The sequence below is a fragment of the Parapedobacter deserti genome, assembly GCF_042646065.1.
GTDB lineage: Bacteria > Bacteroidota > Bacteroidia > Sphingobacteriales > Sphingobacteriaceae > Parapedobacter > Parapedobacter deserti.
The window spans coordinates 1-13,054 of record NZ_JBHRTA010000054.1; the positions used below are offsets into that span (position 1 = coordinate 1).

9 protein-coding genes and 1 pseudogene are annotated in these 13,054 nt (G+C 38.0%); 9 read left to right on the forward strand and 1 reads right to left on the reverse strand.

Features of this window, described 5'->3' with window-relative positions:
- The first annotated feature begins 425 nt into the window (after positions 1–425).
- From ACFOET_RS17880 to ACFOET_RS17920, 9 genes are all read left to right on the forward strand, one after another.
- Positions 426–707, forward strand: coding sequence for a hypothetical protein (locus ACFOET_RS17880; protein WP_379025206.1), 282 nt, complete (start codon positions 426–428; stop codon positions 705–707).
- 145 nt (positions 708–852) lie between these two features.
- Positions 853–1,389 (forward strand): hypothetical protein, encoded by a 537-nt coding sequence (locus ACFOET_RS17885; RefSeq protein WP_379025208.1) that lies wholly within the window; start codon positions 853–855, stop codon positions 1,387–1,389.
- A 23-nt stretch (positions 1,390–1,412) separates the two neighbouring features.
- The gene (locus tag ACFOET_RS17890; RefSeq protein ID WP_379025210.1) at positions 1,413–2,027 is read left to right on the forward strand and encodes a hypothetical protein; all 615 of its coding nucleotides are present in this window, start codon (positions 1,413–1,415) and stop codon (positions 2,025–2,027) included.
- A 281-nt stretch (positions 2,028–2,308) separates the two neighbouring features.
- Positions 2,309–2,554 carry a hypothetical protein gene (locus ACFOET_RS17895; protein WP_090626471.1) on the forward strand — a complete coding sequence of 82 codons (246 nt, stop codon included), beginning with the start codon at positions 2,309–2,311 and terminating at the stop codon, positions 2,552–2,554.
- Between the two features lie 64 nt (positions 2,555–2,618).
- The gene (locus ACFOET_RS17900; RefSeq protein ID WP_379025212.1) at positions 2,619–4,391 is read left to right on the forward strand and encodes a DUF6119 family protein; all 1,773 of its coding nucleotides are present in this window, start codon (positions 2,619–2,621) and stop codon (positions 4,389–4,391) included.
- 65 nt (positions 4,392–4,456) lie between these two features.
- Positions 4,457–5,314: a hypothetical protein gene (locus ACFOET_RS17905; RefSeq protein ID WP_379025214.1), complete on the forward strand. Its 858-nt coding sequence runs from the start codon at positions 4,457–4,459 to the stop codon at positions 5,312–5,314.
- Positions 5,315–5,351: 37 nt separating this feature from the next.
- Positions 5,352–7,268 carry an ATP-dependent nuclease gene (locus tag ACFOET_RS17910; protein ID WP_379025216.1) on the forward strand — a complete coding sequence of 639 codons (1,917 nt, stop codon included), beginning with the start codon at positions 5,352–5,354 and terminating at the stop codon, positions 7,266–7,268.
- Complete coding sequence (locus tag ACFOET_RS17915) at positions 7,265–9,079, forward strand: UvrD-helicase domain-containing protein (RefSeq protein ID WP_379025218.1); 1,815 nt, start codon at positions 7,265–7,267, stop codon at positions 9,077–9,079. Before ACFOET_RS17910 ends, ACFOET_RS17915 begins: the two co-directional genes overlap by 4 nt.
- Before the next feature lie 21 nt (positions 9,080–9,100).
- Positions 9,101–12,352, forward strand: a complete 3,252-nt coding sequence (locus ACFOET_RS17920; RefSeq protein ID WP_379025220.1) for a dsDNA nuclease domain-containing protein — start codon at positions 9,101–9,103, stop codon at positions 12,350–12,352.
- A 117-nt stretch (positions 12,353–12,469) separates the two neighbouring features.
- On the opposite strand, the pseudogene ACFOET_RS17925 reads toward ACFOET_RS17920, so the two are convergent.
- Positions 12,470–12,811 (reverse strand): annotated as a pseudogene (locus ACFOET_RS17925) (transposase); the annotation flags it as partial.
- Positions 12,812–13,054: the final 243 nt, after the last annotated feature.

The following is a 13,054-nucleotide window of genomic DNA, read 5'->3' on the forward strand; positions in this document are numbered from 1 at the left end:
CTGGAAAACATCATGTCCATCAACCATAAAAACCTAAAAGACCTCTATCCGCAGAATTATAAAGAAAACTGCAGGAATCAAACATGTAGTTCATAGGACGGATACAGTTCGCGGCCTCACCCGGCCGGCGGATAATGACCCCGTTGGTGTTTTCGGCTCGGCAGCATGATTTTACAACTCAACAGGTGCTGCATTTCCGGTTTCCCGTAATGTCATCACCATTCCTGCTGTTACCTTTGAGTAATCAATAACCGCCGAGCAAAAGGACGCCATGGTGTATATCACCGAAACAAGGGAAGCATAAATACACCCATTTCCATTCAACAAAAATACCAGTTTTAGGGTATTGCGAATTACATAAATATATAATAAATTTATCCGAGGAAAACTTAGATTATAAACTTATTCAAATTCAACCATCTGCCATGAAGACGTCTATCACACTGATTTTTAACATCCTTTTCTCCTCGATTGCGATTGCCCAAACGCAAAAACTCACATTCGCATTTGACGCAGCCGGGAACCAGACCACACGAACATGGGTTTGTGTGAATTGTCCCACTTCAGTGGAATTGGTATTGCCTGACAGCACTTCAGGTCAAAACGATTCCATTGGTAATGCAATGAACTCAAGCCTTCCATTTAGGTTCACCGTTGATGTCGCTTCAGAAACCATCGTTTTGGTTGAGCATACGTTGTGGGGATAGGACACTTCCGTTTCGGTAAGGATTCTGAACAGGTCAGGAATTATTGGCAAAACGAAGTGGCCCACAAACCCAATGGTTTCCCATTTTTCAGGGTATTGGAGCATGTTAAACGGAAGAGGTATTTTCAATTTGGAGGAGGTAGATTATGGTAAATAAAGCAACTAAGGCATCTCTATTCGCATTTTCTTTACTCTGCCTGGCAGGGTTATCGGGATGCAAAAAACATTGGGAAGACGACAAATTGCAAATAGCTAGGGAAAGCTATACAGGCGACCAGCTTAGGATTGACGGTTTCTATGTGAAAGGCAACACGATATTGAGTATTTATGTGCTTTACGAAAATGGAATCTTATTGGTTGGCGACAGCTTTGATGCCAATGAATTGGAAGCGAGGGCAGCTGAAATGCAAACATCGGAATGGCAGGCAGTAACAAAAAAATGTAAATTTTGCTGGGGGGCTTTCACCGTTAGAGGTGACGAAATAATGTACGAACGTTGGGTTCCTCCTTCGGGAGGCGGATTCCCCACTTTCACCTGGAAGGGAACCATAACCAGCGACACCGAGTTCGTCATGACCTCACTCAGGGATAACCGGAAAGGCAAAACGGAGGCGATAAACGAAGTATACCGTTTTGTGGAGTTTGAGCATAAGCCGGACAGCACCAATCCTTTCGTAAAATAGGACAACAAAAAAACAGAGAAAAAATGAAAAGACTACTGACATTTTTCATGGTGGTCGCATGCTTATTGGAGGCAAATGCGCAGCAACCCATGTCCATCGGTCTATCCGGAAACTACGGAAGTAACAACCGGTTTGGGGGCGAAATATATCTCCGGAAACCGATTCGCCTTATGCAGAAGGATGCGGAGTTCAAAGCAGGTCTCGCTACACGCAGCTTCCCACTTTCCTTCGATGGCGTGGGGAGCCTAAACGCCGCGTCATTGGGAATATTTGGGGATGCGGCAATCTATCCATTCCCACGGAACGGCTTATTCACCGGCATCCGGGTGGAAATTCTCAACGTTAGCCGATTTGCGAAAAATTCCAGCGCCGCAATTGAACGTCAGCGGGACTATGACGCACCGCAATTTTTCATCGGCAGTGCGGCGTTCCTACAGGTCGGTTACCGCTTTCCGGTTTCAAAGGGGTTTGCTTTGCGGTTTTATGGCCAACGTGGCATGCAATATTTTTTCATTACAAATGGGGATACTTCCATTAATGGGCCCAATATCGATATCGATCTCCGGGGAAATGCCATATCCGAACATCATTTCCGGTTTATCTACAATATCAATTTGGGTATTGAAATAACGATTTAGGCTATTTTGCTAACCAATGTCGTGAATGTAAATTTACCAAACAATCCTTTTAACCAAATCCAATGCTTTCCGGTTTCCCGTAATGTCCTCACCATTCCTTCGGTTACCTTTGGGTAATCAAAATTTGTAATTCTCAATCCGATGTTTTACCTTGCATGTTATAATTACCATTATAAGCTAATAGGCCTAAGAAAAACAATTGATAAATCAATAATACCGTATAATCAATAACCGAATTCACTGTTCACTAACCGTTAATCAAGAAACCGACACAAACCATCATGCGTAAGCGTATCCTTTACCTTTTTCTCGTCTTCGGGCTTTTGCTGCCTGCGGCTTCGGATGTGCAGGGTAGGGTAGTTGCTTATACCACCGCTGAACAGAAGGACGCCACGGTATACATCACCAAAACCGGGGAGAAGTACCACAAGACAGGGTGCCGGTATCTGAGCAAAAGCCAGATCAAGACCACGAAGAAAGAGGCCGTCAAGAATGGTTACGGAGCGTGTAAGGTATGTAAACCTTGACGAAATAGCGGGAGAAGCAGTCGCTATAGAGAATACTTGAATAAAACCATCTTGTAAATAATAAATGATATCAAGCCCTACTATATATCGAATTGACAAATCGCATCGGGAACTTAAAAGTATTGAAACACCACTTGATTTAATACTTTGGATTATAGACTCATATTTCGTTAAATTGGGCAGTAAACTTCGAGTAAAAAAAACCGATATTAATTCATATTCCATTGACAAAGTAATCTATTACTTATACGCTGTTAATACAGAGGAAAGAGAATCCGAGTGGTTCGATTTTTTACCACTAGAGTTAACCGAGAGTAAGAATTTTATACAACAAAGAATATCATTACTTCTCTTTGCCGAAGTCGGAAAGGAGCTATTTGTTGTTATAGGTGGGAATTCCTATAAAATGGTGATTCCATATCTTGATAAGTCTTATGGCCTTAATACTTATGCTAGGATTATGGATTCTCAAAAGGATGAATTGGTCACTATTCGAACTAGAGGCTTGACGGGCACAAGAGCTGGAATGAGCGAACAGTTTCGAGGAGATTTTCGAATAATCGATTTTATTAAGTTTGGAAAAGTCCCAGAGGAAATCCACGTTCTTTTGTCAACTTCCACAACAAACAATCATTTCAGCTTTCTAACGACCAAACAAAAGCGAAGGTTGAATATCTCTGTAGGGAGAGGGTTCAAGGTAAAAAGAGCTTTGGATTTCGCAATGTTGCATGATGTTATTGTAGAACTAAACTATATCGGGGACTTGGTTGCTTCAGACTACTTAAGCTCTTATAAAGAAATTCGCGATCCACTGTTCATAGAAAACAACCTCAGAAGCGTTCTAATAGGGAAATTATTTGATGATATTCCACATGTTTTAGGAACGACAAGAGAGTCGGTAAATCGCTTCCATTTCGATTTTTGCAATCCTAATAGTATAGAGAAATTCTACGAAGCTGATTATTATACTTTGTTGGAAAAGACAGAAAATGACGGCCATCGACAATTTGATAAAGTACTTGACAGAGAAGATATCTATTCTACCGTAATTAAAAGAGCCGTAAACTACCATCAATACTCCAATAGGTTCGAATTTATGGTTTACCTTCAAGGTGTCCGGGTGAATTGTTATCGTGAAGGAAAGAAAACGACAGGGTCGTCTTTTCTTTTTCATTTTACAACTGAAATTAGGGCTAATAATCGATCTTATTTTCTCGTAGACACAAAGTGGTATTCTTTGCGAGATTCTTTTGTAGACGACTTGAAAAACACTACCAAACATCTATTCGAGTCTTATAAGTTACCATCTCACATTTTAAGATATAACTGGGACAAGAAATCAATATCAAGGGAGGGTGACTATAATTTGCTTTATAATGGTCAAATAGATTTCATTGTTGGTGATACGATTTTGGTCGATGGTATCGAAATATTTGACATCTTATATATCGAAGGGAACACGTTATACCTGGTACATGTAAAATATGGTTTTGGCTCGAGTATTAGGGAGCTTACGAATCAGATTTTAATTTCTGCCCGTAGACTAAGAGAATCACTTGCTTCTGGAAACCTTGAAGTTTTAGAGAAACTATATCAGAAATTGGTTTCAAAAGGTCGACACATAAATGGTTTGTCAAAGCAAGATTTCAAAGACCTTTTCAAAAAGAGAATAGTATATGTTTTTGCAATGGCATCTCATTTAAGTGAGGATTTTTTAGTTGATGAGAATATCGATTTATATGAATCTAATATTGCTAGATATTCTCTTGTTCAGTGTTCGAGTGAAATGAGAGCAAATTATTACGATATGATGGTTTGCCAAATTCCACGACGGTAAAATTCAGCTGTCGTGAAGATTTGCTTTTTGCTGAGAAATACGAATTGAATAGTAAGTAAATAATAATGGAGCTTATAGATAAAGTTAGAATCGCACTAATATCCTCCGGTTTTCCGTTGGAAATGAAAATAGCTAACGTTCTCAAAAATTCCAATTGGTCTATCAATGTCGGGTCAAGGTACGAGGACTTTGAAACTGGGGTACTACGTGAATTGGATGTTACTGCAAGCAAATCAATAAACAGGATTGAGGTTCATCTTTTTATTGAATGTAAGAAATCTGACAACAAACAGTTAGTGTTATATGCACCAACTCACAATCGTAGTGTAACGCAAATTCTCTCACCCTTACGCTATTTTCCTAAGCCAGAATCTATTACTGTAGAGAAACAATTGAATGAAGTATGGAAGAGCATCCCTTTGCTGGATGAATCTGTGCCGATATCCAATGGTATTATTTTCACGAAGGGAGAGAAGATTGAACAGGGTAACGATTCATTCTTTAGTTCTCTTAATGGAATTGTAAAAAAGTCAATAATCATCGGAAGTGATGGATACATAGAGACTGGCTTTCGAATGATTTTCTTCCATATTCTTGTCTACGATGGGATTATCTATCAGGTGAGTAATATCGAAGATAAAGATTTTGAACTAACTGAGATTAACTATGGTCAATATGAGTTCCCTTATAGATTTAAGTTTCCAATCAATATATTTCGAAACTTTCAGGATATCGTCCAAGCTTCGCACCACTTCCGTTTTTCTAATTTGATTGAAATAATTCATCCCAACTTTTTCGAAGTATACCTTCAAAAAATACAATCTGCCATATCACAAATTCCGAAGGATAAATTTGAGGGGTGGGGTATTTCTATGGAGGATTTTTACTATGAACACCGAAAAGCGACGGGCGCTGAAGAATAGTTGTCTCTACCGATATTTTTAACATAATGTTCAAATAATGCATTTGTCTAAGATTTCAATACTAAACTACAAGGGTTTAGAAAGACTCGAAGCGTGTTTTTCTCCTGATATAAATATAATAATCGGACAGAATGGAGCCTGTAAATCAGCTTTAATAGATGCTATAAGATTGCTGTACAACTTGGGTGAACCGATCAGAGAGCTGACAGTAAGTAAAGAAGACTTTTACCAGCACATAATCGCTGACGGAGGCGGCTTAAAAATTTCCGAATCCGAGAACATTAAGATTATATATGAATTCAGAGGTTTATCTGCCGAGCAAAAAGGAGCATTTTATGAGTATATGGTCGTTAATCAAGAAAATCATGCCGACGATTACGCAAAAATTGAGTTGCGTTACAAAGCAGACAAGCGATATCCAATCTTTTCCTATAATACGGGCAATATCGAGGGGCAGAAAGCGGATTTTAATACATTTAGGCTCTTTCAGCACTACTATTTAAGTGCTCTAAGGGACAGTACCAAAGATTTACTTAGCACGAGAAACAATATCCTTGGCAAAGTGATTAAGCGACTTGTGGACCGGAAAGATTCTGAGGAGGAAATCAAGGACATCATACGAGAAGCAAATCAAAAACTACTTGTTAGGGATGAAGTCACTTCGACTAGAGACAATATCAACAGCAATTTGGAGACGATTTATAAAAACGTTAATCAAAGCCAAATTGGTCTACAAATTGAGCAATCTCGTATCGAGTATATAGTCAACGTAATTAAGCCATTTCTTCCTCATGACTGGACAAATCACTCAACTGAAGGGTTTAATCTTTCTCAAAATAGCCTTGGGTTTAATAATCTGATTTATATTGCCACGGTACTTGGCGATATAAAAGAACGGGTCAAAGACGATGCAATTCCACACTTTGCCTTACTGATCGAAGAACCGGAGGCCCATATTCACCCACAGCTGCAATTAAGCCTGTATAACTTCTTAAAGGATGCTAATAGCAAGGCCAATAGTCAACTATTCATTACTACGCATTCGCCTACACTTACATCACGAGTACCATTTGACAATCTTATCCTACTGGAGAAGAACGCTTATACGATTGGAAATTCATTTACGGAGCGTTCGAAAGAAAAGATAGTTCAGGATACTGTAAAGAATACCCATTTGTCGCAGGATCAAATAAATGAGAAAAAAGATCAGTTACAACGATACATCGACGTTACAAAATCACAACTGTTTTTTGCGGGTGGATGCTTGTTTGTGGAAGGCATTTCCGAAGAATTATTGATCACTGCATTTTCGCAGGTTGAAGGATTCGCCTTAGAGGATTATCGCATCGAACTCGTAAATGTTGACGGTGTATCGTTTTATCCATTTATTTTTTTGTTCAACAGTTCCACAGAAAATAAGAGGTTGCCCAAAAAAATTGCCATACTAACCGATGACGATAGGTTTCCCAAATCAAAAGAAAAGGAATATTCCTTAGATAAGTTGATTGAAAATAATTATCAGCAGTTGGAAGCCTTGCGCAATCAATTGGCGAATGCGCCTATCAGAAACAGGATAAATAATCTTCACTCTATCAAAAACGGTCAGCCGTTGATTGATATTCAATTTTCGTATCAGACGATGGAATACGATCTATGCAGAAGCAATGTGAAAAGCACAAAAACCGAATGTCAAAACAACTTCCTATATAAATACATCGAAGCCACATGTCCAGATGAAATCCAAAAAGTAAAGGGTTTTATAGATATGTTAAATGAAGACCTGGACACTATCCAACAGGAGAAAGTTGCCATCCTGCTATGGAAGGCGTTACCACCCAAAGCCTTCTTTGCTCAAAAATTAGCGTTGCATATAATCAACAATATTGACGATGCGAAAGTTTCCTTCTCCGTTCCAGCCTATATAAAAACGGCTTTCAATCATCTAAGGCAGTGAGGGATATCCAAATAACGGTTCAACGACGGGCTTATTTTGATGCAAGGGGGAGAATTATCCTCAACGCATGTCCAGGTAGCGGAAAAACAACCTGTATTATCTATAAACTATCCTTGCTCGAACAAGAATGCCGACAGAAATTTGGGATACATGCTGGCATTGCGTGCCTTTCATTTACGAATATAGCGAAGCAAGAAATCCTTGACAAATATAAAAAGGCGCATGGGCAGGAACTTCGTCATCCTCACCATCTAGCAACTATTGACAGTTTTGTCAATCAGTATATTACTCTACCATTTTACAATCTGCTCAATAAAAATTTTAAAAGACCCAAAGTAGTAGATGAAAAACCAATAATTGATAGACTATTTCAAGTTCGATATCAAGATAAGACCGGGAAATGGCAAGATGGATTTGTCAAATCATTATTGGGATTTAAAGATCAAGCAGGGAAATTGTTATGTCGAATATATCCACCCAGTTCCATTTGGATTGATAAAAATGGTGACTATACATTTGAGGGAAAAACTCCAAACCCAGCAACAGTAGTGCATGCAACATTTCAGGAATATGGCAAAACTGTATTCAAGACCAAAGTAGAAAAAGGATTAATTACAAGCCTTGATTCTAGTTTCATTGCTTTGCATATCATTAAGAATCATGAACAAATTGGTAAATGGTTGATACAACGTTTCCCTTTTATCATTATAGATGAGGCGCAGGACAATTCCGAAATACAGCACGCAATTTTTGAAAGGCTGATAGAATTAGGGCTTGCCAACATTGAAATGATTGGTGACCCATACCAGAGCCTATATGAATGGCGTGATGCAAAACCTCACTTATTTCTGCAAAAATTTACAAATACTGATGATTGGACAGGCCTGCCATTAAGCCAAAACAGGAGATCGGTTCAACGGATTATTGACTGCTTCAGTATTTTAAGGGGGCAGTCTGATGAGATCATCTCTTCCGTTGATGTTCAGGACTTGGCCATACCGGTGCGGATATACAAATACACGGCAACCAATTCTCCTAAGATTGTTCAACACTTTGAGGAAACCTGTAATGCTCATGGTTTCGATGCCAATCATATCGTGGTACGGGGTAACACACTTAAAGATCAGATGCTGGGTAACACCGCTGCCGTTGATCCTTGGAGAACTCCCTATCCATCAAGGTTGTTAAGGATACGCCACCATTTTGAGTGCAATGAAATAAAGGATGCGGTAAACGAGTTACGCAGGTTTATTCTGGAATTACTCAATCCTAATGCGGATTATAGTACGATCAGGGATATACAAAAAGAAAAAGAGAGTGATCACACTTTTAGTGGAAAATTATATGCCTTTTTGTATGAAATTCCCACCACCTCAATTTCATTTCAGGAATGGACATCCGTAGCAATAAATGAGTTAAAAAAAGCATTCAACATTGACGCCTCTGGATTTTTCGAGTTCAAGAAAAAAATTAATGGGTATAAAATGGCAGACCTTAAAATCCATAACGTTGACCTATATTTCAAAAAATCCGCCAGTTCTCAATACAACATACCCATCACTACTATCCATCAGGTCAAAGGTGCTACCCTTGACGCAATCTTGTATTTTTTTGATGAAAACAGCACAGGCCAAAGTGTATCATTCAATGATTTCAAGCGGTCTGATTCTTTTCCCAACGAAAAACAAAGGATGATTTATGTAGCTTGTTCACGTCCCCGACAATTTTTAGCATTGGCTTTTCCAACTAAAATCACGGATGCGGCATTAAAAGAAAAATTGGGTGAACAAATTGAAATCATCAATCTATAATATCTGTTATCAATTTATATCATGAGCTTATCTAAACTTTCAATCTTTACTAAAGATACGGACGCATCCGAAACAATAAAAGGCTATGAATACCAGAAGCTAAGAACGTTAGAAAGTTGGTTGGAAAATTATGTAAAAAGGGGTAATCATGTAATTTATTGTGACTATGAGGAAGATATCTTTCTTCGCGATCAAAAGGATTGGGTTTCCAAGTTCATCCAACTAAAGCTCTATTCTTCAAAGAACTTCTCCTTTAGTAGTGTTGAGGTCACTAAAGCAATAAGTCATTTCTTTATCTTATTTGTCAAAGGGGAGTACAAATTTGATGAAGTTGAATTTGTATTTGAAACTAACGTATCCGTAGCAGGTAAATACAAAGATAATGATGCTGATTTGCTTAAAAATTGGAAAGATAATCAAAATTCTTTGTCACAAGAACTATTGGATAAGTGCGTTGAAAAGGTTAAATCAATAATTTCAGAGTATGTCAAACCCTTTGGCAATAAAGTAAAAGATAAAGCTTTATTAAAGGAAATAAATGAGGCGAAGATTATACTTGATGAATTACCAAATAACGTCTGGATTGATTTTGTCAAATCGATTAAATGGAATTTCGACGAACTTCCAGCAGATGTAGCGATAAATCATGCGATTAACCGGATATACGATCTAATCGAAATCACAGGATATGTTTCTTCCATAAGGGATAAAGTCAGCGTATTTGCGAGTTTATACTATACTGTTTCTGAAAAATCAATGGAGGCCGAACCGGAAAACCGGAAACTTGATCATAAGCTTTTAGACTCTGTTCTATTAAGTATAGGCGACAAAGACGATAAATGGTACAATGAAAATTATCAGATTTGGCACGACATCGAGAAAGTAACTTATTTTTTAGCTTCCGAGTTTTATCAAGTGCTACACTCGACAAACTTTTGCAGAACAACTCCATATATTAAGAGTCATTCTGACCTTTGGAAAAATTTTCTTATACAGTATTTAGAGTTGGAAAATACACCTTTATACCTTAAAAGGAAAGCAATATATGAATTAGCGTGGCTAAGTTTCCCAATAAAAAGACGTAATCCCAAACCTGAAGGTTCGCTAAAGGGTATTGAAAATGATTTAAGGCTATACTATGAAACTTTAGAGGAATTTTCTGATCATGATTCAGTAGAAGATGCTCAAAACTTATTGGGTCTTTTAAAAGGCGCCATTGCATCTCACGAAACTGAAATTAGCGAGGATGAAGTTGAAAAATGGGAAATTAAAATCTCCGAACTTATAAATGAAAAGCTGAAACATCCTTCTGGTCAAACGGAAGAATGCTATTTTAATGATATCGCTGCCAGCCTATTAATGCAGCAGGCTATATTAGCTGAACCAGATACCGTAGATAAGATATTTAACCATTTTCAAAGGGTGTTTGATTTATTAGATCAAGCTCCAATGTTCGATGTAGTTAGGTTAAGTAATAGAATAAACGAGTATATAAAGCTACTAATCCATCATCATGCAGACATTAATCTTATTGAAAGGTTGGAAGATTTCTCGGATAAATTAATGCCAATTGCAAATGAAAAGAAAGGAAACTTTACTACAGCCAAGATATACACTGAACGTGGGGTTAAATACTTAAATTCAACTGAGCCAAAATCTATTTTAAGGGCGTTAAATTACTTTCATAAATCAAAGGAATTATACCGGAACGATGGAACCTTAGAAGGTTTCATTCTTGCCTTGTTGAATATCTCACAACTTTATTCTGCCAGTGGCAGCAACTTCGCAGCCAAATACTACGCTTTAAGCGCAATCTGGCAATCTACCCAAAACACCGATTTACATGGTCGAATAGCAGATGGTTTTGGTCTCTTGCTTCATTATGACTTTGATCAAGGTGCTTGGATTAGTTGTTTGGAGGATTTCAGATTGTACATCAGGTCAAGAATTGACTTTAAAAACCCGGAAATTGATGTAACCAAAGATCAAATGTTGATGAAATGCTTCACGTTAATCGCCTCGACTATTGCCCTTTTACCAAGAATATCTAATCAACTCTTCGGATTGATTGAATATGAAAAGCAAAAGATGGGAGAACTTTACAGCCAAGAGATTGAACATCTCGTTTACGGAATTAATGAAAATATAACTACGGACAACAGCATAAATGAATTTGTCGAAAGGAAGTGTAGGGATGCTGTCATAAATGACATTGGTGCTATCAGAAAGATAAATTGGTTTGCTTTAGGAACATCATGGGAGCTTGTTTTTAGAAATGATTGGCTTGAAACAAGTCTTGGAGAAGAAGTAACTGCCTGCTTACAAATATTACTATTGCAATTTGCTGTATCTCCAAACGATTTTCATTTTATCAAAGGAAATGTTAGTATTGAAATGATACTATCCGACGAATTTCTTCTTCCTGAACAACAACCTTCAAATGACAGCACGAAGTGGAAGCTGTATCTGATTGAAGCCAAGAATGCCGAGCAAAGTACAATAAAATTACAGGCAGGTTATTTAACAGGTTCGTTAAAGGTAATTTTAAATCAATTGAGCTTACTTCCCAAAGAAGAATTTGATGCTGAATTTGAACGATTCTTTAAAGAGGAAGACTTGGCAGGAAAAACATTACCGGGCTATCTTTATCAAAGAATTTATCGTAATCTTTTTTCGGAAGAGAGTTTCGATTCCTATCAACGAGATAAATTCTTTGAAGAAAGACGGAGTGTTAATATTGAAGAATCAACAGCACTCAAATGGGATGATTCAATTAGTAATAAATATTCGTTTGAGAAATCCATTGAACTGATCAGGGGACGGTACAAACACTGCATTCCACAAATACATTTAACACTACAAAAAATCAAAGGAGACAGTAGATATAACATGTTTATTTCGTCCTTACGAAAAGAAAGGTGGCTGGACTGGCAGATAACAATGGCTATTTACAATCATATTTTAAACTATAAGGCACATCGCGAGCTGGAACAAATTAGATTCAAAACCGAGTCTGATTTTATAAATGCATTTGAAGACAAAATGTGGAAATTGGGAAAAATTGATGAAAAAGATAACTTTATATCCTTTGATCTGGATTTTTTTCTCACTGAAGATTTCAAGTTTCACCTTAAAAACACAGCAATTATCGTTTTACAAAGATGGGAATTGGAAAACAAATGTTCCTATCCAAATTTTCAGGCTATTCATGACGTATTATCAAGCAAATTTTCTTTTGATAAAGATGATTTCTTAGAAGATAGCCCCCTATGACGACGCGCTTATACAGAAAATAATCGGGCGGTAAAGAGGTAATCAACTACCTTGACTTGATGACATCATCGCTAGGGGTAGTGTAACGCGAACTGTGTCATCCGGATCAACCTATTCCTAAAAGCTATCACGTCCCAGCCTTAACCTATCACCAAATTTAATGAACAGCTGCGAGATAGTCAAGCCCCAGTTGTGGATAGGCATTGTCCATTTCTTGGTAATCTCCCGTATCACCAGATACATCAGCTTTAGGAGTGCCTGCTCGGAAGTGAAAGCGCCCTTGGTCTTGGTGATTTTGCGGACCTGCCGGTGCATTCCCTCGATGGGGTTGGTGGTGTAGATCACCCTACGCACATCACCGTCGTACTCAAAGAACGTGGAAAGATTATCCCAATTCTGCAGCCAGGATCTGGCCGTAAGCGGGTATTTACCACCCCATTTTTCCTCGAACTCCAATAGCCGTTCATAAGTATCCGCCCTACCAACTACAGGTTTGATTCCTGAAGATTATTCTTATAGTTCTGTGGATAGAGATCCTTTAGGTTTTTATGGTTGATGATCATGATGTTTTCCAAGGTGTATTTGAGCCATTGGAACGTATCCGTCCTATGAACTACATGTTTGATTCCTGCAGTTTTCTTTATAATTCTGCGGATAGAGGTCTTTTAGGTTTTTATGGTTGATGGACATGATGTTTTCCAG

What these genes read in the sequence shown, in the direction of transcription:
- ACFOET_RS17880 (WP_379025206.1), top strand. Translation starts at nt 426, where the DNA reads ATGAAGACGTCTATCACACTGATTTTTAACATCCTTTTCTCCTCGATT.
- ACFOET_RS17885 (WP_379025208.1), top strand. Translation starts at nt 853, where the DNA reads ATGGTAAATAAAGCAACTAAGGCATCTCTATTCGCATTTTCTTTACTC.
- ACFOET_RS17890 (WP_379025210.1), top strand. Translation starts at nt 1,413, where the DNA reads ATGAAAAGACTACTGACATTTTTCATGGTGGTCGCATGCTTATTGGAG.
- ACFOET_RS17895 (WP_090626471.1), top strand. Translation starts at nt 2,309, where the DNA reads ATGCGTAAGCGTATCCTTTACCTTTTTCTCGTCTTCGGGCTTTTGCTG.
- ACFOET_RS17900 (WP_379025212.1), top strand. Translation starts at nt 2,619, where the DNA reads ATGATATCAAGCCCTACTATATATCGAATTGACAAATCGCATCGGGAA.
- ACFOET_RS17905 (WP_379025214.1), top strand. Translation starts at nt 4,457, where the DNA reads ATGGAGCTTATAGATAAAGTTAGAATCGCACTAATATCCTCCGGTTTT.
- ACFOET_RS17910 (WP_379025216.1), top strand. Translation starts at nt 5,352, where the DNA reads ATGCATTTGTCTAAGATTTCAATACTAAACTACAAGGGTTTAGAAAGA.
- ACFOET_RS17920 (WP_379025220.1), top strand. Translation starts at nt 9,101, where the DNA reads ATGAGCTTATCTAAACTTTCAATCTTTACTAAAGATACGGACGCATCC.